The organism is Streptomyces sp. NBC_01622, from assembly GCF_045209635.1.
GTDB lineage: Bacteria > Actinomycetota > Actinomycetes > Streptomycetales > Streptomycetaceae > Streptomyces.
The window spans coordinates 5,779,109-5,805,918 of record NZ_CP109293.1 but is presented as its reverse complement, the minus strand read 5'-3'; the positions used below and the strand labels follow the sequence as shown (position 1 = coordinate 5,805,918).

Genomic DNA, 26,810 nt, shown 5'->3' with positions numbered 1-26,810 from the left:
CGATGGCCGCGCGCGGGGACCTTTCCACACGATCCGCTTGCAGAAAACCGGCCGAGTGACTCCGGGACAGGGGCAGGCGGCGGGGATCCGTGCCATTGTCGACGACAAGCCCCCGTTCCCCCAGTTCCCACGTATTCATCCGCTATTACCCGTGATCGTGACCCGGATGCCCGCCCTCACGTGCCCCGTAGCCCTCTGGCAGGCATGATCCCTATTTGGGTGGACAGACGAAGAAACGTACGCCACCGAGGAGGAGGAACCCGTGACCCGCATCGACAGCGTGCGCTCCGCGACCGGCTCGGCGAAGGACAGCGTGCTGCACGCCGCGGAAGTGGTGGCGCCCTACGCCGACACGGCCAAGGACAAGGCCGCTTACTACGCCCACGAGGCACGCGTACGACTCGCGCCCAGGGTGTCCCTGGCCGCCGACCAGGCCCGTGTGCAGTACGGCGCCCATCTCGCACCACGTCTGGAACAGGCCCGCACCCACGTGCCGCCGAAGGTGGACCAGGCCGCCCAGGAGGCCGCCGTCCGCACCCGCAAGGCCGCCCAGCAGGCCGCCGAGTACTCCCGGCCGCGGATCGAGCAGGCGGTCGCCGCCGCCGGCCCGGTCAGGGACGAGGCCGCCGCCCGCGGTGCGGCGGCGCTCGCCGCGCTGCGCGGCCAGGTCTCGCCCAAGGAGATCCAGAAACTGGTCCGCAAGCACGAGCGGCGGGCGAGGGCCGGCCGGCTCGCGAAGGGGCTGGCGGTACTGGGCATCCTGGCGGGCGGCGCTTTCGCCGCCTGGAAGTGGTGGGACAAGCAGGCCAACCCCGACTGGCTGGTCGAACCCCCGGCCGCGACCGAGGTGCCCGAGACGGGTCGTCTCTCCTCGGTGGACGGCAGCGGTCAGTCCGTGCTCGATCCCGAGGTCCAGGCGAAGCAGGCCGAGGACGAGGCGGCCGTGGACCGCGACGAGCACCTCTGACGTTCGACGAACCGTCAATATCGCGGTGGGGCAGGAGACTTGAGAGTCTCCTGCCCCACCGCGATGTTTCACGTGGAACAGTCGCGCGGGCGGGCAACTCCCTTGATTTACGCAAGCTGCCCGCGATGACGTTTGCAACGCCCCAGGTGTACAAGTACCGCACAGACTGCCTTAACGGACCGCACACCCCTGATTACGCGACCGTATTCAGCCAGCTCACACACGTCCCGCACATCGGCACACACGTTCCCCACACCGCGCCGACCGCCACCCCGGCGACCCGGCAGACCTCACCCGGTACCGATATTTGCGCAAACAACTGCAACGGCAAGCCGCCGTTTATGTGACGCACGTCACCTCGCGGACACAAACAAACACCGGCCGGACGCCACTGAGGGCGACCGGCCGGTGCGGGTGTGGAGCCTAGGGGAGTCGAACCCCTGACATCTGCCATGCAAAGACAGCGCTCTACCAACTGAGCTAAGGCCCCGCTAGAGAAGCGTCCGACCGGCACAACCGCGCACCGGTGGGCTTCGGAGACCAGCGTACCGGGTCACCCGGGGTATCTCGCAAAAACTTGGGGCTCCCGGTGGACGACCACTCTCCGTAAGATGCTCGTCGTGGTTCGCTAGAGCGAACCACGGTTTTGGGGAAGCGATGGGGAGACGCAATGGACGCCGCACAGCAGGAAGCCACCGCCAGAGCGCGGGAGCTGCAGCGGAATTGGTACGGGGAGCCTTTGGGGGCGCTCTTCCGTAAGCTCATCGACGATCTTGGCCTCAACCAGGCTCGTCTCGCGGGGGTGTTGGGACTGTCCGCGCCGATGTTGTCCCAGCTGATGAGCGGTCAGCGGGCGAAGATCGGCAATCCCGCGGTGGTGCAGCGGGTGCAGTTGCTGCAGGACCTGGCGGGGCAGGTCGCGGACGGCAGCGTGAGCGCGGCCGAGGCGACCGAGCGGATGGACGAGATCAAGAAGTCCCAGGGGGGCTCGGTGCTCAGCAACACGACGACCACGACGAGCAGTTCGGGAGCGCCCACGGTCAAACGGGTGGTCCGTGAGATCCAGTCGCTGCTGCGCTCGGTGGCCGCCGCCGGCGACATCATCGACGCGGCGGACACCCTCGCCCCGAGCCACCCCGAACTGGCAGAGTTCCTCCGGGTGTACGGCGCCGGCCGTACCTCCGACGCGGTCGCGCACTACCAGTCCCACCAGAGCTGAGCACCACGGCCCGGCCGTCGATCGGGGGTTCGACAGCCGGGCACACGGCAACTGCCGTAAGGGGGAGTCGTATCGCTCGTCTCGGGGGAAGCAACGGAGGTAGCCGAAGGGGGAGGAGCGACGTACAGCCATGGGTGAGGTCTTCGCCGGCCGGTACGAACTGGTCGACCCGATCGGGCGCGGAGGTGTCGGCGCGGTCTGGCGCGCCTGGGACCACCGCAGGCGCCGCTATGTCGCGGCCAAGGTCCTGCAGCAGAGCGACGCGCACTCGCTGCTGCGCTTCGTACGGGAACAGGCGCTGCGGATCGACCACCCCCATGTGCTCGCACCGGCCAGCTGGGCCGCCGACGACGACAAGGTCCTGTTCACCATGGACCTGGTGGCCGGCGGTTCACTGGTCCATCTCATCGGGGACTACGGCCCGTTGCCCCCCGCGTTCGTCTGCACGCTGCTCGACCAGCTCCTCTCCGGCCTCGCCGCGGTGCACGCGGAGGGTGTCGTGCACCGTGACATCAAGCCCGCCAACCTGCTCCTGGAAGCCACCGGCACGGCCCGTCCACGGCTGCGCCTGTCCGACTTCGGCATCGCGATGCGGCTGGGCGAGGCACGCCTGACGGAGACCAACCTCGTGGTGGGCACGCCGGGTTACCTCGCGCCCGAGCAGATGATGGGCGCGGAACCCGACTTCCCCGCCGACCTGTTCGCCGTAGGACTGGTGGCGCTGTATCTGCTGGAGGGGGCCAAGCCGGACTCCAAGGCGCTCATCCAGTACTTCGCCGAGCACGGGACCCCGGGGGCGCCCAAGGGCGTTCCCGAGCCGCTGTGGCAGGTCGTGGCGATGCTGCTGCAGCCCGATCCACAGGCCCGCTTCCGGACGGCCACGGGGGCGCGCAAGGCGCTCGCGGCGGCCGTGGAACTGCTGCCGGAGCCCGGCCCCGACGACGAGCTGATCGAGATCTTCGACCAAGTGGGGCCGCTGCCGACGGGGTTCGCGCCCGAGGGCCCGCTGAAGCGGGCTTCCGGGGTGGACACGGGGTCGACCCTGTCGCGTGTGACGGGACCCGACACAGATATCGGTACAGGTACGAACAGCACGGGCTCCGTCCCTCTCTATCCACGGGAGAACATCGCCTCCCAGCCGTCCGCCTCGACCCCCACCCCGATGTCGGACACCGGCAGCTTCCATCTGCCGCCCCCGCAGGCTCCCTATGTCCCGCACTCCCCCCAGCCGCGTGCCGAACCCGCCACCGCTTCGTACACCGAACAGGTCCCGCTGGTTCCGCCCTCCGCGCCGCCGGTTCCGCAGCACCGTGCCGGCAGGCGCGCCCGGCGCCGGCCCGGGCCGCCCGCGAAGGTGGCGATACCGGTCCTGCTGCTGGCGCTGGCCTGCTACGCCGTCGGTTTCTGGGCGCTGACCCGCGTCTGACCGACCACTGTCCGAAGGGGTACGGCTACGTCGTGGCCCGGCGCCTGGCCGTCACCGTCCACGCGCCGAGCGTCGCCAACAGCACGCTGCCCGCGCCGATCCCGGCCACCGCGAGCACCTTCATCGCGGTGTCGCCTCCCCCGCCGCTCCCCGTCACGGCCGCCGCGCGGTCCTGCGCGGTGACGTCGAAGACGTTCCGGGGTTCGGACTGCCCCTCGTACCCGGGCCCGCCGTGCGCCGTACCGGCGACGCGCACCCGCAGCGTCACCGGGAACGGGCCCTGGCCGAAGTCGTCGGCCACCTGCGCGGCGAGGTGCACGACGAGGTAGTACGACCCGGCGAAGCGCATCCCACTCTCGTGGTCGATGACGAAGTAGCGGTTGCGGTACTCGACGGGCGGCAGGGCTTCGAGGGCGGCCGATCTCGGACTGCCCTGGTAACCGACGCCCGCCTCGTCGACGGAGGCGCGCACGGGGTTGTAGAGCGCCAGGTCCAGCGCGCGGCTCACATAACCGCTGCCGGCGTCCGAGGCGCCCAGGTCGGCGGTGACGGAGAGCTGCTGGCCCCAGTCGACCGGCACCTTGTAGAAGAGGGTCCCGCCGGGTGCGATGTCTCCCCGCCACACGCCCTGTCCTACGGCGACCGCCCCGGCGAACCCCGAGCCGCCCGCACGGCTCCGCGCCTCCCCCGTGACGGGCTCGGGCGACGTGGAGTTCCAGGCCTGGGGCGCGCCCGACGTGCCCGCCCGGGCGAGCGGCGGTTCCGACACCACAGTGAGTTCCAGCCCCCAGGTGTCCGACGAGGAACCCGACGCGTCGACGCGTTCGACGAGTACGTAGTACTGCCCGCCCCCCTTGCACAGCGCCCTGCCCGTCTCCCGCGCGGCCCAGGCGGCCACGGGGTGCGGGCTCCTGCTCGCGCCGAAGCCGGCGCTCTGGTGGGTGCATCCGGTGCCCGCCGCGTTCTGCAGCGACACCCTGATCCCGTCGGTGGCGGCGACCGTGGTGCCGGCCGGGGGCACGGCTGTGACGGAGACGTAGACGTCGGACACGTCGTCGAGAGTGAGGCCGTAGTAGAGGCTGGCGCCCTTCGGGAGGGAACTCCGGTACGTCCCGCCCGAGTTCAGGCCTACGGCGTCGGCCGCAGCGGTCGCGCCGCTGACGGCCCGGTCACCCTTGTCGTAGCCGTAGGAGCCCGGCGCCCCGACAGCGCCGGCGGGCTGCCCGGCCAGGGCCGCGGTCGCACAGAGCACGGCGACGACGACACCGACGCGTCGTACGGCCGCGCTGACGGGTCGTACGGGCGTACGGCCGCCCTGTGCTCGCGTCCGCCACCACGCCGTACGCCGCCGCCCCATCACGCGCCACCCCTCGTCGTTGCTCCGGACGTGGCCCATCCTGCCCCGCACGCGCGCTTGGCATCCCGGCAATTCGTGCGAGCGTCCGAAACGCCCGGGTCGTGGCGGCCGTAGCCGCGTTCGCGCGTCGGCGCAACACAAAGCCCCGACCGCCAGGCGGTCGGGGCGTGCTCAGAACTGGATCTCGGTACTCACGAACCCGTGGGCACGGAGTCGGTCGCCTCCGTCCACAGATCCTGCTCGGCGCGATCCGCCTGGATCTGGCGGTACACGAGGAGCCCGCCGATGGCGGCCAGTGCGACCAGGAGAAGCTTCTTCACCGCGCGACCTCGTCTTTCCTTGACGTAGGGGACCTCTGTCGCCCGACTATACACACCGACCGATACCGATCGGTGACCTGCCTCCGCGGCCAACTCCCGCCCGGGACAGCGCAGTAGAAGCGGATGGAACCGCTCCGATCGGAGGGTGATCACATCTCCACGGACCGTTAATTTGGTCCCACTTCTCCCTCTTCCTTGGCTTTTCTGGCCTCTTGCACCCATCCGAGTGGTGTTCATCGGAACATCGACGCGCCACGGGCGCCGGTCCCACACTTCGCGGCCCCCATACACATCATGAGGAAAGTACGCAAATCGCCCAACCTGAAAGTGAGGGGCCATGACCCAGATCAAGGTCATGAAGCTGTGGACCGCCTTCGTCACCGCCTTCATCGCTCTGTGCACCGCGCTCGGACTCGTCACGATCACCGCGACGGCCGCCACCGCGGCGACGCCCCGGTCCGGGGCGACCGGCACCAGCGCCGCCATCGCGCAGCCGACGGCACCGACGATCTCCCCCTGGTCCTTCACCAGGTCCCTGCCCCCCACGATGAAGCAGCGCATCCGCGCCGAGGCCCACGGCAAGTCCCCCAGCTGCCGCCACCGCCCGCCGACGGACACGGACGAGGCCATGGAGACCGCCGGCTCCACCGAACCGGACCACACCGAGCAGACGGCACCCCTGGCGGTCCCACTCCAGCGCTGACCCCCGGCACGCGCCACCTCACCACTCACCCACCGCCCCGACATCTCTGACACAGCGGCGAACTTGCGTACAACGCTCCAGAGAAGACCCCGAAGACCCCCGGCCCGTCGTGGCCGGGGGTCTCACTGCTGTCGGCCGGCCGCTCAACGCACGCCACTACTCGGCCATGTTGCCCCGGCGCTCTTGCTGGCCAACTGGTCTGCTGCTGCCATGTGTGTGGGGACGGCACATATTCGGGGGCGGGCCAATGGGCGATCTCACGGTGAAACCGTGGAAGCGGCACGGCAAGGACCGGCTCTACGTGAACCTGCCGGATGGGACCACGGTCGCCTGGGCGGACCGGCCGACGAAGGTCGTCACGATCAAGGAGCAGAAGTATCAGGGCGAGGCCCTGGCCCTGCTGCGGCAGCATCTCGGCGGTTCGGTGACTCTTCGTCCTGCGTCCGCGCGGTCCGCCACCGCCCGCCCGGAAGCACGCTCTGGAGAGCCTGTTCGGCACCCCGAGCCGCCCGCCCCGCGTCGCCCGACTCGGCCGGTGGAACTGCCCAAGGCGACCGTCGCCGACGATCTGGCGGAGAACCGTCCCGGCGCGGCCCTGATCGAGGCGATCGCCGCCCGTGGACCGTCACCGGCTAAACGGCTCTTGACGAGGGTGCTGAGACGCCCCTCGGAGTGGGACAGCTGGTACGTCGGGCTCGAAGGGGAACGGCGAGTGGGCCGGGAGCTGGCACGGCTCTCCTCTCGTGGCTGGCGCGTCCTGCACGGCGTACCCAAGGGCAACGGTGGTGACATCGACCACTTGCTGATCGGCCCCGGCGGAGTGTTCAGCGTCAACACCAAGTGCCACCAGGGCGCCTCGGTCTGGGTGGGCGACACCATGGCCAAGGTCAACGGGGGTCAGCCGGCCCCGTACGCCAGGGCGAGCAGGTCGGAGGCGGCCTACGTCCAGGGCGTGTTGGAGCGGCACTGCGGCTTCCCCGTCCCGGTGGAACCGGTCCTGGTCTTCGTCGGCGTGACCTCACTGCACCGCGCCGCGACGCAGTACACCGTACGGATCTACCAGGAGCGCGAGGTGTCGGCGCTCGGTCCCCTCACCGGCAGGCTGACGACCGCGCAGATCGACCAGGTCTACGCCGTCGCACGACACCGACGCGTCTGGCTGCAGTCCTGACCCATGGTTCAGCGGCCGTAGACGCCAAAGACCCCCAACCACGACCGGTTGGGGGTCTTCGTGCTGGTGGGGCTAACAGGATTTGAACCTGTGGCCTCATCCTTATCAGGGATGCGCTCTAACCAACTGAGCTATAGCCCCGCCGCGCTGTGCGGAGTGTGTCCCGCGCGCTGACTCCTGAAGATTAGCGCACGACATGGGCAGTCCCAAAATCGATAGTCACAGGACCGCCGGGGGGAGGTTTCAGCCCCCGTACACCCGAGTTCTCGTCCGACTTCTCACTCGTCCTCGGCGAGCGTGAGCTCGATGCCGCCGACGAAGCCGGCGGAGAGGTTGTAGATGAACGCGCCGAGGGTCGCGAGGGCCGTGGCGAGGACGACGTCGATGACCGCGATGATCGCGGAGAAGGTCAGGACGTGCGGGAGGGACAGGAAGGACTGCAGGTCGAAGCCGTTCGACTCGTTCGAGCCGGTCGCCTCCGAGATCGTGCCGCCGACCGTCGAGAAGACCCCCATAGCGTCCATGACCATCCACAGCACCGCGGACGCCACGACCGTGCAGATGCCCAGCGCGATGGAGAGCAGGAAGCTGACCTTCATCACCGACCACGGGTCGGCCTTGGCCACCCGCAGGCGCGCCTTGCGGGTGCGGGGCGCGGTGCGCGCGCCCGTGCGCGGACGCCGTACGGCACCGCTCTGGGCGGCGGCGGGCGCCTGCGTGGGGTAGGCCTGCGGCGGGTGGTAAGGCCCCGCCGCCTGCTGCGGCTGACGCTCACCGGGGAGCGGTGAGCCCGGCAGCGGGGAACCGTGCGGCGCCCCCGTCGGCGGCGCGGACGGTGCGGCGGCCGGCTGGGCCGGAGGCCTCGCGCCGGCCGCGGCCTGGCCCGCCCCAGCAGACTGCTGCTGAGTGCCCGGACCTCGGGTGTCCGTCACAGTTCCCCCCTGGGATCCCTGGGATCCATGTGTGTCGGGCGCGTTCGAGTCGGCCTTCTTCACGTCGATCGCACGCAGTTGGGTCGTGTGCGGATCTGTCGCGTTCGCGGCGGAGCCACGGCCGCCGCCGTCCGTGTCCGTACCGGTCGATCCGGCGCCCGTGGCTCCGCTCACGATGACTCTCTCCTCGTGCTACTCGACCGAGGGTGCGTCACCCTCGTCCGTGCCGGTGGTCGCGACACCCTCGGCGGTCTCGTCGACGGCTTCGTCGCCGGCGACTTCCTCCGCCTCGGATCCCGCCTCGGCGTTACGAGCGATACCGACTACGGCATCGCGCTTGCCCAGGTTGATCAGTTGGACGCCCATGGTGTCACGGCCCGTCTCCCTGACCTCGTTGACTCGCGTACGAATCACACCGCCGGACAGCGTGATGGCGAGGATCTCGTCTGTCTCCTCGACCACCAGCGCGCCGACGAGAGAACCGCGGTCCTCGACGATCTTGGCGGCCTTGATACCCAGGCCGCCGCGACCCTGGACGCGGTACTCGTCGACGGCGGTCCGCTTCGCGTACCCGCCGTCTGTGGCAGTGAACACGAACGTACCGGGTCGAACAACATTCATCGAGAGAAGCTGGTCGCCCTCGCGGAAACTCATGCCCTTGACACCGGAGGTGGCACGCCCCATGGGGCGCAGGGCGTCGTCGGTCGCGGTGAACCTGATCGACTGTGCTTTCTTGCTGATCAGCAGCAGATCGTCCTCGGACGAGACGAGTTCGGCGCCGATCAGTTCGTCGTCGGAACCGTCCTCCGTCTCACGGAGGTTGATCGCGATGACACCGCCGGAACGGGGCGAATCGTAATCCTTCAGAGGCGTCTTCTTCACCAACCCCCCCTTGGTCGCGAGGACCAGGTAGGGCGCCGCCTCGTAGTCGCGGATCGCGAGGATCTCAGCGATCGCCTCGTCCGGCTGGAAGGCGAGCAGGTTCGCGACGTGCTGCCCGCGCGCGTCGCGGCCGGCGTCGGGGAGTTCGTACGCCTTCGCGCGGTAGACGCGGCCCTTGTTGGTGAAGAACAGCAGCCAGTGGTGGGTCGTCGACACGAAGAAGTGGTCGACGATGTCGTCTTCCTTGAGCTTCGTGCCGCGGACGCCCTTGCCGCCGCGCTTCTGGGAGCGGTAGTCGTCCGCCTTGGTGCGCTTGACGTAGCCGCCGCGCGAGATGGTGACGACGATGTCCTCCTCGGCGATGAGGTCCTCGATGGACATGTCGCCGTCGAAGGGCACCAGCATCGTCTTGCGGTCGTCGCCGTACTTCTCGACGATCGCGGCGAGTTCCTCGCTGACGATGCCGCGCTGGCGGACCGGGGAGGCGAGGATCGCGTTGTACTCGGTGATCTTCGCCTGGAGTTCGTCGTGCTCCTGGATGATCTTCTGGCGCTCCAGGGCGGCCAGTCGGCGGAGCTGCATCTCCAGGATGGCGTTCGCCTGGATCTCGTCGATCTCCAGGAGGCCCATCAGGCCCGTGCGCGCGATCTCCACGGTGTCACTGCGCCGGATCAGCGCGATGACCTCGTCGATGGCGTCCAGGGCCTTCAGGAGGCCCCGCAGGATGTGCGCCCGCTCCTCGGCCTTGCGCAGCCGGAACTTCGTACGGCGGACGACGACCTCGATCTGGTGCGCCACCCAGTGCCGGATGAACGCGTCCAGGGAGAGGGTCCTCGGCACACCGTCGACCAGGGCCAGCATGTTGGCGCTGAAGTTCGACTGCAGATCCGTGTGCTTGTAGAGGTTGTTCAGTACGACCTTGGCGACCGCGTCCCGCTTCAGGACGATGACGAGGCGCTGGCCGGTACGGGACGACGTCTCGTCGCGGACGTCAGCGATGCCGCCGACCTTGCCGTCCTTCACCAGGTCGGCGATCTTCTGCGCGAGGTTGTCGGGGTTGGTCTGGTAGGGCAGTTCCGTGACCACTAGGCACTGGCGGTTCTGGATCTCCTCGACCTCGACGACCGCGCGCATGGTGATCGAGCCGCGCCCGGTGCGGTACGCCTCTTCGATGCCCTTGCGGCCGACGACGAGCGCCCCGGTCGGGAAGTCGGGGCCCTTGATGCGCTCGATCAGCGCGTCGAGCAGCTCCTCGTGGGAGGCCTCGGGGTTCTCCAGGCACCACTGGGCGCCCGCCGCGACCTCACGGAGGTTGTGCGGCGGGATGTTGGTGGCCATGCCGACCGCGATGCCCGCCGAGCCGTTGATCAGCAGGTTCGGGAAGCGGGCCGGCAGGACGGTCGGCTCCTGGGAGCGGCCGTCGTAGTTGTCCGTGAAGTCGACGGTCTCCTCGTCGATGTCACGGACCATCTCCATGGACAGCGGCGCCAGCTTGCACTCGGTGTAGCGCATGGCGGCGGCGGGGTCGTTGCCCGGGGAGCCGAAGTTGCCGTTGGAGTCCACCAGCGGCATCCGCATCGACCACGGCTGCGCGAGGCGGACCAGCGCGTCGTAGATCGAGGAGTCGCCGTGCGGGTGGTAGTTGCCCATGACGTCGCCGACGACACGGGCGCACTTGTAGAAGCCCTTCTCGGGCCGGTAACCGCCGTCGTACATGGCGTACAGGACGCGGCGGTGGACGGGCTTGAGGCCGTCGCGGACGTCGGGCAGGGCTCGCGACACGATGACGGACATCGCGTAGTCGAGGTACGAGCGCTGCATCTCCGTCTCAAGCCCCACGGGCTCGACGCGCTGGGCGATGATCGCGCCCTCTTCAGGCGTGCTGGGAGTGTTCTCGTCGGCCATTGCTGGTGAAGATCCTTCCTGATGCGGTCAGCTGAGACCGACTCAGATGTCGAGGAAGCGGACGTCCTTGGCGTTGCGCTGGATGAACTGGCGGCGCGCCTCGACGTCCTCGCCCATGAGGACCGAGAACAGGTCGTCGGCCTGCGCGGCGTCGTCCAGGGTGACCTGGCCGAGGACGCGGTGTTCCTGGTCCATCGTGGTGATGCGCAGCTCCTCGGCGTTCATCTCGCCGAGACCCTTGAAGCGCTGGATCGAGTCTTCCTTGATGCGCTTGCCGTTCTGCCGGCCCAGCTCGATCAGGGCGTCGCGCTCGCGGTCCGAGTACGCGTACTCGAAGTCGTCGCGGCCCCACTTGATCTTGTACAGCGGGGGGCGCGACAGGAACACGTGCCCGGCCTCGACCAGCGGCCGCATGAAGCGGAACAGGAAGGTCAGCAGCAGGGTGCTGATGTGCTGTCCGTCGACGTCGGCGTCCGCCATCAGGATGATCTTGTGATAGCGCAGCCTGGCGATGTCGAAGTCCTCGTGGACTCCGGTGCCGAAGGCGGAGATCAGTGCCTGGATCTCCTGGTTCTGCAGGATCTTGTCGATCCTGGCCTTCTCGACGTTGAGGATCTTTCCTCGGATCGGGAGGATCGCCTGGTACTGCGGGTTCCGGCCGGACTTGGCCGAGCCGCCGGCGGAGTCACCCTCGACGATGAAGATCTCGCACTTGGTGGGGTCGTTCGACTGGCAGTCGGACAGCTTGCCCGGCAGGGACGCGGTCTCCAGGAGGCCCTTGCGACGGGTGAGGTCGCGGGCCTTGCGGGCCGCCACGCGCGCGGTGGCCGCCTGGATGCCCTTGCGGATGATGTCCGAGGCCTCGTTCGGGTTGCGGTCGAGCCAGTCGTTGAGGTGCTCGTAGACCGCCTTCTGTACGAAGGTCTTCGCCTCGGTGTTGCCGAGCTTGGTCTTGGTCTGACCCTCGAACTGCGGCTCGGCCAGCTTCACCGAGATGATCGCGGTCAGACCCTCGCGGATGTCGTCGCCCGTGAGGTTGTCGTCCTTCTCCCGGAGCAGCTTCTTGTCGCGCGCGTACTTGTTGATCAGTGACGTCAGCGCGGCCCGGAAGCCCTCTTCGTGCGTACCGCCCTCGTGCGTGTGGATGATGTTGGCGAAGGAGTACACACCCTCGCTGTAACCGCTGTTCCACTGCATCGCGACCTCGAGGGACAGGCTCTTGTCCTTGTCCTCCGCCTCCAGGTCGATGACGGTCGGATGCACCACGTCTCCCTTGCGGGAGTTGAGATACGTCACGTAGTCGACGATGCCGCCGTCGTAGTGGTACGTGACGGTCTTGACCTCGTCCTTCTCGTCCGCACCCGCCTCGTCGGCACCGGCCGTGGCCTTCGCCAGCTCGCGTTCGTCAGTGAGTTTGATCGTCAAACCCTTGTTGAGGAACGCCATCTCCTGGAAGCGCCGCGACAGCGTCTCGAAGGAGTACTCGGTGGTCTCGAAGATGTCCGGGTCGGCCCAGAAGGTGACCGAGGTACCGGTCTCGTCCGTGGCCTCGTGCTTCGCGAGCGGGGCCGTGGGGACGCCCAGCTTGTAGTCCTGGGTCCAGCGGTATCCGTCGGTCCTGACCTCGACGGCGACCTTGCTGGACAGGGCGTTCACGACGGAGACGCCCACGCCGTGCAGACCGCCGGAGACCGCGTAGCCGCCGCCGCCGAACTTGCCGCCCGCGTGCAGCACGGTCAGCACGACCTCGACGGCGGGCTTGCCCTCGGACGGGACGATGCCCACCGGGATGCCTCGGCCGTTGTCGATGACGCGCACGCCGCCGTCGTGCAGGATCGTGACGTCGATCGTGTCCGCGTGGCCGGCCAGCGCCTCGTCGACGGAGTTGTCGACGACCTCCTGCACCAGGTGGTGCAGGCCTCGCTCACCGGTCGAGCCGATGTACATACCGGGTCGCTTGCGGACCGCGTCCAGACCCTCGAGGACGGTGATGGCGCTGGCGTCGTACGAGGCGGTGACCTCGCCGTTCGAGGAGTGAGCCTCGCCGTCGGCGCCGGCGTCGGTGGACGGGATGTTCTCGTTGGGGTTGCCGGAATCGGCCACGAAGCGCCCTTTCTGGCACAGCACAAGCCAGGCTCCCGGCGGTTGGCCGGAGCGGCTGCGGCGTGTTGCGTTGGTAAGCCTTAGTCAGCGTTGCTCGGTGTGTGTCCCACAAGTGGGGCGGGATTGCTTCCAGTCTACCGGTAGCGCCGACAGTGATGGGGGTTTGCCGGTACCTGAGTCCTCATGTGCCGCCCTCAACCGGTCTCTCCCGACTCCCCATATGCGGAACGGGGCTCAAAGAGGCTTACAGCGGCACTCAGCGCTTCCGGGTGTGAACCCTTTGCTACTCCTGGGTCAGGTCGCTGTTCGCAACCGCGTCCGGTCGCCCGCCGGGGCCCGCACTGTGATGTCAGTCACCCATAGGTGTCGCCGGGACCCGTGCTGCCGGGAGCCCGCAGCGGGCCGTAGCGGCGGGGCGGTCCACCGGGGTTGAGCACCTTGATCATCCGCACGGTGCCGTGCCCCAGGTCCTCGTTGAGCCTGGCCACCAGGGTGGGCGTGAGGTGCCGCAGCTGGGTCGCCCAGGCCGTGGAGTCGCACTGCACGACCAGCACCCGCTCGTCCTCGTCGTACTTCTCCGGTACGCAGTGCTTGGCCAGGTCCTCGCCGACGATCTGCGGCCAGCGGCCCATCACACCGCCCACCGCGGCCGGCGTCTCCCAGCCGCGTTCGTTCAGCAGCCGGTTGATCGCAGCGCCGAGTGCCATCGGGTCGCGGCCGTCGGCGCGCGCGCCGGAGCGCAGGCCCCCGCGCCGCGCCTGCTTCTTCTGCTGCGCCGCGTCCCCACGCGCGCGTGCCTGTTCCTTCGCGGCGCGCAGCGCCACGCGCGCGAGGTCGACGCCGGAGGGCTCGGCGGCCTTCTTGGGCGCCGGTTCCCCGGCCGCGGGACGCTCGGGGCGCGGGGCGGGCTCGTCGGTGCTCATACGCGCTCCACCGCCCCCTCCGCCACGCTGTACCGCGTCCCGGCCAGCACATGCGGTACGTCGTCGTCGACCGCCGCCGTCACCAGCACCTGCTCACCGGGCGCCACCAGCTCGGCCAGCCGCTCCCGACGCCGGGTGTCCAGCTCGGCGAACACGTCGTCGAGCACGAGCACCGGCTCATTGCCCTCGGCCCGGAGCAGGTCGTACGACGCGAGCCGCAGCGCCAGCGCGTACGACCAGGACTCCCCGTGCGAGGCGTACCCCTTGGCGGGCATCTGACCGAGTTTGAGAATCAAATCGTCCCGATGGGGTCCTACGAGGGTGACGCCCCGCTCGATCTCCTGCTTGCGCGCCTCCGCGATCGCCGCCATCAGCTGCTCGTAGAGGTCCTCGCGGGTGTGCGCCTCACCGGGCGCCGACGGCTTGTACTCCAGGGCCACCGGGCCGCCGCCGGGCGCCAGTTGCTCGTACGCCTTGTCCGCGAGGGGCTGCAGCGCGGCGATCAGATCGAGCCGCTGGGCGAGCAACTCGGCCCCCACGCGCGCGAGATGCTGATCCCACACGTCGAGCGTGGACAGGTCCATCGACCGCCCGCCGTGCCGCCGCGCCAACGCGGCCGACTTCAGCAGGGTGTTGCGCTGCTTGAGCACCCGCTCGTAGTCGGACCGCACACCGGCCATGCGCGGCGACCGCGCGGTGATCAGCTCGTCGAGAAAACGCCGCCGCTCCCCGGGATCGCCCTTCACCAGGGCGAGATCCTCGGGCGCGAACAGCACGGTCCGTACGATGCCCAGCACGTCCCGGGGTCTGACCTGCGAGGACCTGTTGATGCGGGCGCGGTTGGCGCGGCCGGGGTTCAGCTCCAGCTCGACCAGTTGCTGCCGCTCGCCCTGTCGGACCTGCGCCCGGATGATCGCGCGTTCGGCGCCCACGCGGACGAGCGGGGCGTCGGAGGAGACCCGATGGCTGCCCAGGGTGGCGAGATAGCCGATCGCCTCGACGAGGTTGGTCTTGCCCTGCCCGTTGGGGCCCACGAACGCCGTGACGCCGGGGTCGAGCGGAACGTCGACCCCGGCGTACGAGCGGAAGTCGGCCAGCGACAGATGCGTGACGTGCATGGTCGTTCGCCGACCTCCCCCAGGTTGTGGATCCACGGCCGCGGCCTGTGGATCTGTGGATTACTTGGTCTCGACGGCGTGGCCGCCGAACTGGTTGCGCAGGGCCGCGACCATCTTCATCTGCGGTGAGTCCTCCTGGCGGGAGGCGAACCGGGCGAAGAGGGAGGCGGTGATGGCGGGCAGCGGTACGGCGTTGTCGATGGCCGCTTCGACGGTCCAGCGGCCTTCGCCGGAGTCCTCGGCGTAGCCCTTGAGCTTGTCCAGGTGCTCGTCGCTGTCGAGGGCGTTGACGGCGAGGTCGAGGAGCCAGGAGCGGATGACGGTGCCTTCCTGCCAGGAGCGGAAGACCTCGCGGACGTCGGTGACGGAGTGGACCTTCTCCAGGAGTTCCCAGCCCTCGGCGTAGGCCTGCACCATGGCGTACTCGATGCCGTTGTGGACCATCTTGGAGAAGTGCCCGGCGCCGACCTTGCCGGCGTGCACGAAGCCGAACTCGCCCTCGGGCTTGAGGGCGTCGAAGACGGGCTGGACCTTGGCGATGTTCTCGGCATCGCCGCCGACCATCAGGGCGTAGCCGTTCTTCAGGCCCCACACGCCGCCCGAGACGCCCGCGTCGACGAAGCCGATGCCCTTGGCACCCAGCTCCTCGGCGTGCTTCTCGTCGTCCGTCCAGCGGGAGTTGCCGCCGTCCACGACGACGTCACCGGGCTCCAGGAGCTCACCCAGTTCGTCGACGGTCGACTGGGTGGCGGCCCCGGCCGGGACCATCACCCACACGACGCGGGGGCCCTTGAGCCTGTCCACAAGCTCTCCCAGGCTGTGGACATCGGCGAGGTCCGGGTTGCGGTCGTAGCCGATGACGGTGTGACCTGCGCGGCGGATGCGCTCGCGCATGTTGCCGCCCATCTTGCCGAGGCCGACGAGACCGAGCTCCATCAGTTGTTCCTTAGGGTGCGACGTGGCATGAGGGCACTTGCGTACCTGTGTCCGAGCCTAAACCCGGACGGTCATGCACACTTGTGGGCATACGCGCTCAAAAGTACCCGGCCGTATGCCCCGACCTGCGGTGTTCTCGCTCGGTGGGTCAGCCGCTGAGGCGCACCGGCATGATCAGGTACTTGTAGGCCTCGTCCGCCTCGGCGTCCAGAGCCGGCTTGCCGCTGAGCAGCGCGGGCTTGGTCGAGGTCGTGAAGGACAGCTGGGCCACCGGGGAGTCGATGGCGCTCAGACCGTCCAGCAGGAACGTCGGGTTGAACGCGATCGACACGTCGTCGCCCTCAAGGTTCGCGTCGACCCGCTCCACAGCCTGTGCGTCGTCGCTGGAACCGGCCTCCAGGATCAGCACGCCCTGCTCGAAGCTCAGCCGCACCGGCGTGTTGCGCTCGGCGACCAGGGCCACGCGCTTGACGGCCTCCACGAAGGGGGCGGTCTCGATCACGGCGATGGAGTTGAACTCCGTCGGGAACAGCGAGCGGTACTTCGGGAGGTCGCCCTCCAGGAGGCGGGTCGTCGTACGACGGCCGGCGCCCTCGAAGCCGATGAGGCCCTCGCCCGCGCCCGAGCCGGAGAGCGCCAGGATCACGCTGTCGCCGCTCGTAAGGGCCTTGGCGGTGTCCAGGAGCGTCTTGGCGGGCACCAGGGCGACCGCGGACGCCTCCGGGTTCTCCGGCTTCCACAGGAACTCACGGACGGCGAAGCGGTAGCGGTCGGTGGACGCCAGCGTCACCGTGTCGCCCTCGATCTCGATGCGCACACCGGTGAGGACGGGCAGCGTGTCGTCGCGCCCGGCGGCGATGGCCACCTGGGCGGCGGCCGAGGCGAACACCTCACCGGGGACGGTGCCGGTCGCGCCCGGCATCTGCGGCAGCGCCGGGTACTCCTCCACAGGCAGTGTGTGGAGGGTGAAGCGGGACGAGCCGCAGACCACCGTCGCCCGTACACCGTCTGTGGAAATCTCCACCGGCCGGTTGGGGAGGGCGCGGCAGATGTCGGCGAGCAGTCGGCCGGAGACGAGGACGGTGCCCTCCTCCTCGACCTCCGCGTCGACCGACACGCGCGCGGAGACCTCGTAGTCGAAGCTGGACAGGCTCAGCTGCCCCTCCTCGGACTTCAGCAGGAGGCCGGCGAGGACCGGCGCCGGCGGACGGGCCGGGAGGCTGCGTGCCGCCCAGGCAACTGCCTCCGCGAGTACGTCGCGTTCCACCCGGATCTTCACTGTTGCCGCCTCCTGCTGTTGCCGGCGCTTCTCGGCCTGCCTGGCTTCGTCGTCTGTCTCGGTGTCGTCGGTCCCTGTGAGGGGAAGGACACCGGGGAACAGTCTGACGCACGGCACTGACAGTAGGTGCTTCTCGGGGTCAAGTCGTGACGAGGGGCGGTCGGGCAACGAAGCGCGAGTTGTGCACAGGCCCCGCTTCGAAACGGTTTCCCAGCTCTCTCTAGTTGCTAGTAGTAGTAGGGGCTGTGGATACCGTGGATAACCCCGTTTTCCCAGCTCAGAGCGGGAATTTTGTCCACCGGTCCTGTGGGTGACGGCGGTGGACAACCTCGGGTTTCTGTGGAGAACGGAAAGTTCTGCACACTCCATGCACAGCCGAGGGCCACTTCTCCCCAGCGCCGTCCCCAGCTTTACCCACCTTTCCCACAGCCCAACCCGGCACCTTCGTGTGACGCCTTTCACTCGACACGGTGAGATGGCGCGTCGCGTTGCCGAACAGTGGACAGCGGTGTGGAGAAGCTGGGGATCGCTGGGGACAACAGGCCCCAGCCTGTGGGTTGTCGGTGGACAACTCCGTCCCCAGCCTGTGGATCACGGATTTGTCCACAGCCTGTGGAGATCTTTTGTCCACGAATCCACAAGCACCTGACCTGGACCGATGGTCTCTCACCCGAGGCGCCTGTGGACACGATCTGGACAACTTCGCGGTCCCCAGGATGTGGACGGAAGAAAGTCACCAAATCTGTGGAGGGCGGCCGTAACCCGGCGGGTATTCGAACAGCCGGCGGTCTACGCACAGCTGTGGATGGGCGGCGGACACGTCCCGGATCGGCTCCTGAAGCCTCTGGAGCCTGGCTCAGGAGTGGCCTCAGGAGTCGCTTCCCGGTATGACGAAGGGCGCCCCGGGATCTCTCCCGGGGCGCCCTAGCCGTCGTAACTGCGCTGCTGTCAGCCGTTCTTGATGCGGTTGGTCAGTTCCGTTACCTGGTTGTAGATGGAGCGACGCTCGGCCATCAGCGCGCGGATCTTGCGGTCGGCGTGCATGACGGTGGTGTGGTCGCGACCGCCGAACTGCGCGCCGATCTTCGGCAGGGAGAGATCGGTCAGTTCGCGGCACACGTACATGGCGATCTGCCGGGCCGTGACCAGCTGGCGCCCGCGCGAGCTGCCGCACAGGTCCTCGACCGTGATGCCGAAGTAGTCGGCGGTGGCGCCCATGATCGCCGACGCGGTGATCTCCGGGGTCGAGTCCTCGCCGCCCGGGATGAGGTCCTTGAGGACGATCTCGGTGAGACCGAGGTCCACCGGCTGCCGGTTGAGCGACGCGAACGCCGTCACCCGGATCAGCGCCCCCTCCAGCTCGCGGATGTTGCGCGAGATGCGGGAGGCGATGAACTCCAGCACCTCCGGCGGGGCGTTGAGCTGCTCCTGCACCGCCTTCTTACGAAGGATGGCGATACGGGTCTCCAGCTCGGGCGGCTGGACGTCGGTGATCAGGCCCCACTCGAAACGGTTCCGCAGCCGGTCCTCCAGCGTGACCAGCTGCTTCGGCGGCCGGTCGCTGGAGAGCACGATCTGCTTGTTCGCGTTGTGGAGCGTGTTGAAGGTGTGGAAGAACTCCTCCTGCGTCGACTCCTTGTCCGCGAGGAACTGGATGTCGTCGACAAGAAGGATGTCCATCTCGCGGTACCGCTTGCGGAAGCTGTCGCCCTTGCCGTCGCGGATCGAGTTGATGAACTCGTTGGTGAACTCCTCCGAGCTCACGTACCGCACGCGCGTGCCCGGGTACAGGCTCCGCGCGTAGTGCCCGATCGCGTGCAGCAGGTGCGTCTTGCCGAGCCCCGACTCCCCATAGATGAAAAGGGGGTTGTACGCCTTCGCGGGCGCCTCGGCGACGGCGACCGCGGCGGCGTGCGCGAAGCGGTTCGAGGCGCCGATCACGAACGTGTCGAAGAGGTACTTCGGGTTCAGGCGCGCGGTCGGCTCACCCGGTCCGGCCGCCGGCGCGGGCTTCGAGCCCAGCGGCCCGGGCGACCCCGGACCGCCGCGGTGCACGTGGCCGGAGTTCGACGACGAGCGCGAGTCGGACAGATCGCGGCGCGCGTCGCGCTGGTTGTACTCCGCGCGGGACTTCTCGTACTCGGCCCGCGACTGCTCGTACTCCGCGCGCTGCTGCTCGTACGACGGACGCTCCATCGACTGCGGGCGGTAGTCCTGAGCCGGCGGGGCGTACTGGTCCTGCTGCGGCTTGTAAGAGTCCTGGGGCGGTGCTCCGTACTGGTCAGGGGACGGCGAGCCGTACTGATCCTGGGACGACGGTGACGCGTACGGATCCCGCTCGGGGAAGCCGAGCCGTTGCTGCTGCCAGCCGTAGTCGTCCTGCGACGGGCGCGGCCAGGCGCCGGGCTCGGGCCGCTGGTACTCCGACGGGTAGGCGGGGCGGGCGGTGGGCAGCTGGTCGCCGGGGCCGCCCGGGAGCGGCTCGGCGCGATGACGGCCGTAGCCGCCCTCGTACGGGTCCCGGTTCTGCTCGGGTTCCTCGTAGCGGCGCTGGGGCGGGGCGGGGGGCGCCGGCGGGCCCGGGGGCTCGCCGGCGGAGTCGTCGACGGTGATCGCGATACGGATCGGCCGGCCGCACTCGCGGCTCAGGGTCTCGCTGACGATCGGCGCGAGGCGGCCTTCGAGCACGCCCTTCGCAAATTCGTTCGGTACGGCGAGCAAGGCGGTGTCTGCGACGAGTGCCAGGGGCTGGCAGCGCCGGATCCAGTGCTCGTCCTTGGTCTCGACACCCTGCCCACGCCCCTCACCGAGAAGTTGCTCCAGCACTCGTGGCCACACTGCGGCAAGATCGGCAGGTACGTCAGCCACAGGGCACGCTCTCTAACGGGTCCCACGAACGTGTGGTTCGCGGACGGGACGGGATGTAAATCGGGTGGGACGCAGGGGAAAAGGGTGTCGGGGCGGGGGACAAAGGAACGAATCAGAGTCCAGCCACGGTAGTCAGGGCGACGGGTGCGGTTCAAGTTGTTGTCCCCAGCCTGTGGATAGTGTCTCGCTGTGACCGCTGGTTTGACCGGATGGCGTAGCCCCGCGTACCGTGACCAGGTCGAGTTGTCGATGGCTGCTGCCGCCTGCCTCCGATGGGCACAGATCGCATGTGGGTGATCGGTCAGCGGTGCACTCGGGCGTTACTGCGAGCTACTCGTGGGCGCACGGTGACAGCCAGGACGGCACCCGCAACCACCGATTTATTTCTGGAGCCCCCTCGTGAGCAAGCGCACCTTCCAGCCGAACAACCGTCGTCGGGCCAAGACCCACGGCTTCCGCCTGCGGATGCGTACCCGTGCCGGTCGCGCGATTCTCGCGAACCGTCGTGGCAAGGGTCGCGCCAGCCTGTCCGCCTGATCCCGATCAGGTCATGACGTCGTGCTGCCTACCGAGCATCGGCTGAGGCGGCGCGAAGACTTCGCGACCGCGGTACGACGGGGTCGCCGGGCCGGCCGCCCGCTTCTCGTCGTCCACTTTCGTAGCGGTGCCACGGACCCGCACGCGCCAGGGGAGAGCGCTCCCCCGACACGTGCGGGTTTCGTCGTCAGCAAGGCAGTGGGCGGCGCCGTGGTGCGGAACAAAGTGAAGCGCAGACTTCGCCATCTGATGCGTGAGCGAGTCGCTCTGTTTCCCCCCGGTAGCCTGGTAGTCGTACGAGCGCTGCCCGGAGCGGGCGACGCCGACCATGCACAGCTGGCCCAAGACCTGGATGCCGCCGTTCAGCGGCTGCTGGGAGGGGGCGCGCGATGAAGTACCCGCTACTGGCGCTGATCAAGCTGTACCAGTGGACGATCAGTCCTTTGCTCGGGCCGGTGTGCAAGTACTACCCGTCGTGCTCCCACTACGGCTATACGGCCATCGACCGGCACGGCGCGATCAAGGGCACCGCGCTCACGGCCTGGCGCATCCTGCGGTGCAATCCGTGGTCGCTCGGCGGTGTGGACCATGTCCCGCCGCGCAAGCGACCCAGGTGGCACGAGATGCTGCGAGGCGCACGGCGCGCAGACAAGGGCGGGACCTCCGCCGCCGAAACGGCCACTGAAGGGCTGAGTCCTTCGAGCCCGGCCGCAGAGACACCGTCCCATGCCCAAGGAGCATGATTAGTGGACACGATTGCCAGTCTTTTCAGCTTCATCACGACACCCGTTTCCTGGGTCATCGTCCAGTTCCACTCGGTGTACGGGAAGGTCTTCGGTCCCGACACGGGCTGGGCCTGGGGCCTGTCCATCGTGTCCCTGGTGATCCTGATCCGCATCTGCCTGATCCCGCTCTTCGTGAAGCAGATCAAGGCGACCCGGGCCATGCAGACCCTGCAGCCCGAGATGAAGAAGATCCAGGAACGCTACAAGAACGACAAGCAGCGTCAGTCCGAAGAGATGATGAAGCTGTACAAGGAGTCGGGTACCAATCCGCTCTCCTCGTGCCTTCCCATCCTGGCGCAGTCCCCGTTCTTCTTCGCCCTGTACCACGTGCTCAACGGCATCGCGACGGGCAAGACGATCGGCGTCATCAACGACTCGCTGCTCGCCAGCGCGCGTAACGCGCACATCTTCGGCGCCCCGCTCGCCGCGAAGTTCACGGACGGCAGCAGCAAGGTCGAGGCGCTCGGTGCCACGCTGACCGACGTCCGGGTCGTCACCGCGATCATGATCGTGATGATGTCGGCGTCGCAGTTCTACACGCAGCGCCAGCTGATGACGAAGAACGTCGACACCACGGTGAAGACACCGTTCATGCAGCAGCAGAAGATGCTGATGTACGTCTTCCCGGTCATGTTCGCCATCTTCGGCATCAACTTCCCCGTCGGTGTCCTCGTCTACTGGCTGACCACCAACGTGTGGACCATGGGCCAGCAGATGTACGTCATCCGCAACAACCCGACCCCGGGTTCCAAGGCCCAGGCCGCTTACCTGGAGCGCCTGACCAAGCACGTCACGCACCACGAGAAGACCCGCAGCCGGGGCGAGAAGGCCATCGTCAAGGCGATCGTCTCCAAGGGCCGCGACCGCAACGAGTTCGAGCGCAAGTTCATCAACAGCCTCACCAAGGTGGGCCTCGTGGCCCAGGTCGACGGGACTGTGGTGAAGGGCGAGGCAGCGGTGGAGTCCGAGGACGGCACGCCCACCACGGCCGCTCCCCGGCGCCAGCAGCCCAAGCGGCAGACCAAGTCCCAGCGCCAGTCGACCGCCGCGAAGTCGGCCGACGACACGGCCGACGACGCCGAGCCGAAGACCTCGCTGAGCAAGTCGGACGAACCCGAGGACGCCAAGCCCGCCACCGCTGCCAAGAAGGCCGCCCCGAAGCCCGCCGGCGGTACCCGCAGCAAGGCCCAGTCAGGACAGCGCAAGGGTCCGCAGCGGCCCAAGTCCCCGTCCAAGAAGTAAGAAGGAGTCCATCCCGTGACGGAAGGCACCACCACCTCCGCCGCCGCCGAGGGTGCAGACACCCTGTCCCGCCTGGAGCAGGAGGGCGAGATCGCGGCGGACTACCTTGAGGGTCTGCTCGACATCGCCGATCTCGACGGCGACATCGACATGGATGTCGAGGCGGACCGCGCCGCTGTGTCGATCATCAGCGACAGCGGTGGCCGCGACCTGCAGAAGCTCGTCGGCCGTGACGGTGAGGTGCTGGAAGCACTCCAGGAGCTCACCCGCCTGGCCGTCCACCGGGAGACCGGGGACCGCAGCCGGCTGATGCTGGACATCGCCGGCTACCGGGCCAAGAAGCGGACCGAGCTCTCCGAGCTGGGCGCCAAGACCGCGGCCGATGTGAAGAACACCGGTGAGCCGGTGAAGCTGAACCCGATGACCCCGTTCGAGCGCAAGGTCGTGCACGACGCCGTCAAGGCCGCGGGACTGCGCAGCGAGTCGGAGGGCGAGGAGCCGCAGCGCTTCGTCGTCGTGCTTCCCGCCTGAGCGGTCCCCACGTTCCACCGGCCCCGTCTGTTGAGCAGACGGGGCCGAACTTTGTCAGCCTGATAGTCCTGTAGTTCTGGTGGTCCTGATGGTCAGCGCCCCATGCGCTTTTGCGGTACGGAAGGACGGTCCCCCGTGACGGAGGCAGCGGAGCTTCCCCCTGCGCCCGAGCAGGCGCGCGAGGTGTTCGGCGATCGCTTCGAGGATGCGGTCCGATACGCCGAGCTGCTCGCCGACGCGGGCGTGCAGCGTGGTCTCATCGGCCCACGCGAGGTGCCCCGCCTGTGGGAACGGCACATCCTGAACTGTGCGGTGCTCTCGGAGGTCGTGCCGGAGAGCGTGACCGTCTGCGACGTCGGTTCGGGAGCCGGCCTGCCAGGCATTCCCCTGGCGCTCGTCCGGGAGGATCTGAAGATCACGCTGCTGGAGCCCCTGCTGCGGCGGACCAACTTCCTCGCCGAGGTCGTCGAACTGCTGGGCCTGGACCATGTGACCGTCGTACGTGGTCGGGCCGAGGAGGTCATGGGCAAGCTGCAGCCAGTCCATGTGGTGACGGCCCGGGCCGTGGCACCGCTGGACCGGCTGGCCACCTGGGGCATCCCGTTGCTGCGTCCCTACGGAGAGATGCTCGCCCTCAAGGGCGACACCGCCGAGGAAGAGCTCAAGGCGGCGGCAACGGCCCTGAGCAAGCTCGGCGCTGTGGAGACATCCATCCTCCATGTGGGCGAGGGCATCGTTGATCCGCTGTCCACGGTCGTGCGCGTCGAAGTAGGGGAGAGTCCCGGTGGTGTTCGCTTCGCCGCCAAACGTGCGAAGGCGGCGCGCACCGGACGGACTCGCCGCCGTCGCTGATCCGTCCTGACGACGAGACTTACTCCACACAAGCTGCCTAACCTACGCATGCCGGAGTGTCGCGGACAGTTCGGCCTCGGCTGCTGTGCATCGTGTTTCACGTGAAACGTCGCTCACTGCTCCACGGCATCATCAGCCGCAGCCGCGCGGCCGAACCCCGCGATCGGAAGCCTCTCGGATCACTCGGAGAGGGCACGGAGTTGTCCACAGAGGTGGAATTCTCCACAGAACAACAGGCCTCACTGGTTCACGACCCTGAAGACATGGGAGGCTCTGTTCATTGCGAGCCTGAAGTCGAGGAGAGTGAATCCTTGCGGTCCGACGCCAACATCGCGGGACCGATGACCGATCCGGTCCCCGGTCCCCGTACCGAGTCGATGGGGGAGGATGTTTCACGTGAAACACCGCCCCCTATGGACGACACTCCCATCGGTCGTGCTGCCCAATTGGCTGTGGAAGCCCTAGGTCGTGCGGGCGAGGGCCTGCCGCGACCTGAGCAGACCCGAATCATGGTTGTCGCCAACCAGAAGGGCGGGGTGGGCAAGACGACGACGACCGTCAATCTTGCCGCCTCGCTGGCACTGCACGGTGCCCGTGTTCTGGTGGTCGACCTCGACCCACAGGGCAACGCCTCTACGGCGCTGGGGATCGATCATCACGCGGAAGTCCCTTCCATCTATGACGTGTTGGTCGACAGCAGGCCTCTCTCCGAGGTCGTGCAGCCGGTTCCCGATGTCGAAGGTCTCTTCTGTGCCCCTGCCACGATCGATCTCGCCGGTGCGGAGATCGAGCTGGTGTCCCTGGTGGCGAGAGAGAGCAGACTGCAGCGGGCGATTCAGGCCTACGAGCAGCCGCTGGACTACATCCTCATCGACTGTCCGCCCTCGCTCGGCTTGCTGACGGTCAATGCACTGGTCGCCGGTGCGGAGGTCCTCATCCCGATCCAGTGCGAGTACTACGCGCTGGAGGGCCTCGGACAACTGCTCCGCAATGTCGACCTGGTGCGGGGGCACCTCAACCCCAACCTGCATGTGTCGACCATCCTGCTCACCATGTACGACGGCAGGACGCGTCTCGCGTCCCAGGTCGCGGACGAGGTGCGCAGCCACTTCGGCGACGAGGTGCTGCGGACGAGCATTCCCCGCTCGGTCCGTATCTCCGAGGCGCCGAGTTATGGGCAGACGGTACTGACCTACGATCCCGGATCGAGCGGTGCCCTCTCCTACTTTGAGGCAGCAAGGGAAATCGCACTGAAGGGTGTGGGCGTCAGCTACGACGCACCACATGGGCACATCGGCGCGCAGAGCGACCAGAGCATGGTGGAGGACATCCAGTGAGCGAGCGACGGAGGGGTTTGGGCCGTGGGCTCGGCGCACTGATCCCCGCAGCCCCGACCGGGGAGAAGACGGTGGCTCCGGCCGCCATGGGAGGCGGCACCGCTTCCGTGTCCCCCGCGGCCGTTCCGGTCATCACCGGCGACCGAGGGGTGGCCGCGGCGAAGGTCACCACCTTGCCGCCGGCCTCCTACGACACAGAGGAGCCGTCTTACGGCGCCGTGGAGACGTTCGCGCCTCCCATCGGTGCCCACTTCGCCGAGCTGCCTCTCGACTCCATCACGCCGAACTCCCGCCAGCCGCGTGAGGTCTTCGACGAGGACGCGCTGCAGGAGCTCGTCACCTCCATCAAGGAGGTCGGTCTCCTCCAGCCCGTCGTCGTACGGCAGATCGCCCCGACGCGCTACGAGCTCATCATGGGCGAGCGGCGCTGGCGGGCCTGCCGTGAGGCGGGGCTCGATGCGATCCCGGCGATCGTCCGGGCCACGGACGACGAGAAGCTTCTCCTGGACGCCCTCCTGGAGAACCTGCACCGCGCCCAGCTGAACCCGCTCGAAGAAGCGGCTGCCTACGATCAGTTGCTCAAGGACTTCAACTGCACGCATGATCAGCTGGCGGACCGTATCGGGCGCTCCCGCCCGCAGGTCTCCAACACCCTGCGTCTGCTGAAGCTCTCGCCGTCGGTCCAACGCCGGGTCGCGGCCGGAGTGCTCTCCGCCGGCCATGCCCGGGCGCTGCTCTCCGTGGACGACTCGGAGGAGCAGGACCGGCTGGCTCACCGGATTGTGGCGGAGGGGCTCTCCGTGCGGGCCGTCGAGGAGATCGTGACCCTGATGGGTTCACGGCCCCAGACCGCTCAGCGTTCCAAGGGACCGCGGGCCGGCGCCTTGGTCTCCCCGGCGCTGTCCGACCTCGCCACGCGCCTCTCGGATCGCTTCGAGACCCGGGTGAAGGTCGACCTGGGGCAGAAGAAGGGCAAGATCACTGTCGAGTTCGCCTCGATGGAGGACCTTGAGCGGATCCTCGGCTCGCTGGCCCCGGGTGAGGGGCCGGTCCTGCAGCGGAGCCTGCTGGACGACGACTCGGAGGACGAGGCCTGAGCCGTCCGCCCACGCCATGGGTTTCGTTCGTCCGACCTGCGGAGCGGGCCGTGTCCGGTGTGTACCGGAACACGGCTCGCTCTTTGCTTTCTGTCGGTATCGATGGAATCGCATCATGGATACGATGCGCTCGGGTATGGCGCATCCACCTGGCAGCACCTCTTAGGGGAGGCAGGGGCCATGCGAACGGTGAGCCGCACCGGACTGGTGAGCGCGGGTCTGGGCCTGGGAGCGGTCGGCGGATTCGTCGGCAGTCTGCTCAGGGAACGCAGCGCTCTGACAGCCGCCCGCGACGCTGCGGGCGAAGGAAGCGAGGATCA

The 26,810-nt window shown here is 68.3% G+C and carries 23 protein-coding genes and 2 tRNA genes; 13 read left to right on the top strand and 12 right to left on the bottom strand.

Annotation, left to right across the window (positions count from 1 at the left end; translation table 11 throughout):
• The first annotated feature begins 262 nt into the window (after positions 1-262).
• Positions 263-967 (top strand): DUF5324 family protein, encoded by a 705-nt coding sequence (locus OH768_RS26625; protein WP_406457625.1) that lies wholly within the window; start codon positions 263-265, stop codon positions 965-967.
• 417 nt (positions 968-1,384) lie between these two features.
• Here OH768_RS26625 and OH768_RS26620 read toward each other — a convergent pair.
• Positions 1,385-1,457, bottom strand: a tRNA-Ala gene (locus OH768_RS26620).
• A gap of 180 nt (positions 1,458-1,637) precedes the next feature.
• Here OH768_RS26620 and OH768_RS26615 point away from each other — a divergent pair.
• Entirely contained in the window at positions 1,638-2,186 is a 549-nt protein-coding gene (locus tag OH768_RS26615) for a DNA-binding protein (protein ID WP_019073558.1), read from the top strand.
• 130 nt (positions 2,187-2,316) lie between these two features.
• Positions 2,317-3,612: a protein kinase domain-containing protein gene (locus OH768_RS26610; RefSeq protein ID WP_406457623.1), complete on the top strand. Its 1,296-nt coding sequence runs from the start codon at positions 2,317-2,319 to the stop codon at positions 3,610-3,612.
• A gap of 25 nt (positions 3,613-3,637) precedes the next feature.
• Here the strand turns inward: OH768_RS26610 and OH768_RS26605 are convergent, their stop codons facing one another.
• On the bottom strand, positions 3,638-5,008 hold the full coding sequence (locus tag OH768_RS26605) for a hypothetical protein (protein WP_406457621.1): 1,371 nt from the start codon (positions 5,006-5,008) through the stop codon (positions 3,638-3,640).
• Between the two features lie 152 nt (positions 5,009-5,160).
• Entirely contained in the window at positions 5,161-5,289 is a 129-nt protein-coding gene (locus tag OH768_RS26600) for a DLW-39 family protein (RefSeq protein ID WP_003999697.1), read from the bottom strand.
• Positions 5,290-5,626: 337 nt separating this feature from the next.
• Here OH768_RS26600 and OH768_RS26595 point away from each other — a divergent pair, with 337 nt between their 5' ends.
• Together OH768_RS26595 and OH768_RS26590 are read left to right on the top strand one after the other, a co-directional pair.
• Positions 5,627-5,992 (top strand): DUF6344 domain-containing protein, encoded by a 366-nt coding sequence (locus OH768_RS26595; RefSeq protein ID WP_406457619.1) that lies wholly within the window; start codon positions 5,627-5,629, stop codon positions 5,990-5,992.
• A gap of 247 nt (positions 5,993-6,239) precedes the next feature.
• Positions 6,240-7,163: a nuclease-related domain-containing protein gene (locus tag OH768_RS26590; RefSeq protein ID WP_406457617.1), complete on the top strand. Its 924-nt coding sequence runs from the start codon at positions 6,240-6,242 to the stop codon at positions 7,161-7,163.
• A 64-nt stretch (positions 7,164-7,227) separates the two neighbouring features.
• On the opposite strand, the gene OH768_RS26585 is transcribed toward OH768_RS26590, so the two are convergent.
• From OH768_RS26585 to dnaA, 9 genes are all read right to left on the bottom strand, one after another.
• Positions 7,228-7,304: transfer RNA gene (locus OH768_RS26585), tRNA-Ile, on the bottom strand.
• Between the two features lie 137 nt (positions 7,305-7,441).
• Positions 7,442-8,269, bottom strand: coding sequence for a DUF3566 domain-containing protein (locus tag OH768_RS26580; RefSeq protein WP_406457615.1), 828 nt, complete (start codon positions 8,267-8,269; stop codon positions 7,442-7,444).
• A gap of 18 nt (positions 8,270-8,287) precedes the next feature.
• Positions 8,288-10,882 (bottom strand): DNA gyrase subunit A, encoded by a 2,595-nt coding sequence (gyrA, locus tag OH768_RS26575; RefSeq protein WP_406457613.1) that lies wholly within the window; start codon positions 10,880-10,882, stop codon positions 8,288-8,290.
• Between the two features lie 42 nt (positions 10,883-10,924).
• Complete coding sequence (gene gyrB, locus OH768_RS26570) at positions 10,925-12,985, bottom strand: DNA topoisomerase (ATP-hydrolyzing) subunit B (RefSeq protein ID WP_406457611.1); 2,061 nt, start codon at positions 12,983-12,985, stop codon at positions 10,925-10,927.
• Positions 12,986-13,338: 353 nt separating this feature from the next.
• A complete protein-coding gene (locus OH768_RS26565) occupies positions 13,339-13,908 on the bottom strand; it encodes a DUF721 domain-containing protein (protein ID WP_406457609.1) in 570 nt (189 codons plus the stop codon).
• Positions 13,905-15,026 carry a DNA replication/repair protein RecF gene (gene recF, locus OH768_RS26560; RefSeq protein ID WP_406457607.1) on the bottom strand — a complete coding sequence of 374 codons (1,122 nt, stop codon included), beginning with the start codon at positions 15,024-15,026 and terminating at the stop codon, positions 13,905-13,907. Before recF ends, OH768_RS26565 begins: the two co-directional genes overlap by 4 nt.
• A gap of 60 nt (positions 15,027-15,086) precedes the next feature.
• The gene (gene gnd / locus OH768_RS26555) at positions 15,087-15,962 is read right to left on the bottom strand and encodes a phosphogluconate dehydrogenase (NAD(+)-dependent, decarboxylating) (RefSeq protein WP_406457605.1); all 876 of its coding nucleotides are present in this window, start codon (positions 15,960-15,962) and stop codon (positions 15,087-15,089) included.
• A 148-nt stretch (positions 15,963-16,110) separates the two neighbouring features.
• Positions 16,111-17,241: a DNA polymerase III subunit beta gene (gene dnaN, locus OH768_RS26550; RefSeq protein WP_019073352.1), complete on the bottom strand. Its 1,131-nt coding sequence runs from the start codon at positions 17,239-17,241 to the stop codon at positions 16,111-16,113.
• Positions 17,242-18,189: 948 nt separating this feature from the next.
• Positions 18,190-20,109 (bottom strand): chromosomal replication initiator protein DnaA, encoded by a 1,920-nt coding sequence (dnaA, locus tag OH768_RS26545; RefSeq protein ID WP_406457602.1) that lies wholly within the window; start codon positions 20,107-20,109, stop codon positions 18,190-18,192.
• A 399-nt stretch (positions 20,110-20,508) separates the two neighbouring features.
• Between dnaA and rpmH the strand changes: the two genes are divergently transcribed.
• The 8 genes from rpmH (at position 20,509) to OH768_RS26505 (ending at position 26,490) form a co-directional block, all read left to right on the top strand.
• Entirely contained in the window at positions 20,509-20,646 is a 138-nt protein-coding gene (rpmH, locus tag OH768_RS26540) for a 50S ribosomal protein L34 (RefSeq protein WP_006381191.1), read from the top strand.
• 21 nt (positions 20,647-20,667) lie between these two features.
• Entirely contained in the window at positions 20,668-21,039 is a 372-nt protein-coding gene (gene rnpA / locus OH768_RS26535; RefSeq protein ID WP_078532680.1) for a ribonuclease P protein component, read from the top strand.
• On the top strand, positions 21,036-21,389 hold the full coding sequence (gene yidD / locus OH768_RS26530; protein ID WP_019073355.1) for a membrane protein insertion efficiency factor YidD: 354 nt from the start codon (positions 21,036-21,038) through the stop codon (positions 21,387-21,389). Before rnpA ends, yidD begins: the two co-directional genes overlap by 4 nt.
• Before the next feature lie 3 nt (positions 21,390-21,392).
• The gene (gene yidC / locus OH768_RS26525) at positions 21,393-22,673 is read left to right on the top strand and encodes a membrane protein insertase YidC (protein WP_406457599.1); all 1,281 of its coding nucleotides are present in this window, start codon (positions 21,393-21,395) and stop codon (positions 22,671-22,673) included.
• A 15-nt stretch (positions 22,674-22,688) separates the two neighbouring features.
• Positions 22,689-23,204, top strand: coding sequence for a R3H domain-containing nucleic acid-binding protein (locus OH768_RS26520; protein ID WP_019073357.1), 516 nt, complete (start codon positions 22,689-22,691; stop codon positions 23,202-23,204).
• Between the two features lie 135 nt (positions 23,205-23,339).
• A complete protein-coding gene (rsmG, locus tag OH768_RS26515; RefSeq protein WP_317882806.1) occupies positions 23,340-24,056 on the top strand; it encodes a 16S rRNA (guanine(527)-N(7))-methyltransferase RsmG in 717 nt (238 codons plus the stop codon).
• Between the two features lie 263 nt (positions 24,057-24,319).
• The gene (locus OH768_RS26510; RefSeq protein WP_406465451.1) at positions 24,320-25,393 is read left to right on the top strand and encodes a ParA family protein; all 1,074 of its coding nucleotides are present in this window, start codon (positions 24,320-24,322) and stop codon (positions 25,391-25,393) included.
• Positions 25,390-26,490, top strand: a complete 1,101-nt coding sequence (locus OH768_RS26505; protein ID WP_406457596.1) for a ParB/RepB/Spo0J family partition protein — start codon at positions 25,390-25,392, stop codon at positions 26,488-26,490. The genes OH768_RS26510 and OH768_RS26505 overlap by 4 nt, the downstream gene beginning before the upstream one ends.
• The last annotated feature ends 320 nt before the right edge of the window (positions 26,491-26,810 follow it).

Coding starts and splice junctions, on each gene's coding strand:
- OH768_RS26615 (WP_019073558.1), top strand. CDS start 1,638: ATGGACGCCGCACAGCAGGAAGCCACCGCCAGAGCGCGGGAGCTGCAG.
- OH768_RS26610 (WP_406457623.1), top strand. CDS start 2,317: ATGGGTGAGGTCTTCGCCGGCCGGTACGAACTGGTCGACCCGATCGGG.
- OH768_RS26605 (WP_406457621.1), bottom strand. CDS start 5,008: ATGGGCCACGTCCGGAGCAACGACGAGGGGTGGCGCGTGATGGGGCGG.
- OH768_RS26595 (WP_406457619.1), top strand. CDS start 5,627: ATGACCCAGATCAAGGTCATGAAGCTGTGGACCGCCTTCGTCACCGCC.
- OH768_RS26590 (WP_406457617.1), top strand. CDS start 6,240: ATGGGCGATCTCACGGTGAAACCGTGGAAGCGGCACGGCAAGGACCGG.
- gyrA (WP_406457613.1), bottom strand. CDS start 10,882: ATGGCCGACGAGAACACTCCCAGCACGCCTGAAGAGGGCGCGATCATC.
- OH768_RS26565 (WP_406457609.1), bottom strand. CDS start 13,908: ATGAGCACCGACGAGCCCGCCCCGCGCCCCGAGCGTCCCGCGGCCGGG.
- recF (WP_406457607.1), bottom strand. CDS start 15,026: ATGCACGTCACGCATCTGTCGCTGGCCGACTTCCGCTCGTACGCCGGG.
- gnd (WP_406457605.1), bottom strand. CDS start 15,962: ATGGAGCTCGGTCTCGTCGGCCTCGGCAAGATGGGCGGCAACATGCGC.
- yidD (WP_019073355.1), top strand. CDS start 21,036: ATGAAGTACCCGCTACTGGCGCTGATCAAGCTGTACCAGTGGACGATC.
- OH768_RS26510 (WP_406465451.1), top strand. CDS start 24,320: ATGGGAGGCTCTGTTCATTGCGAGCCTGAAGTCGAGGAGAGTGAATCC.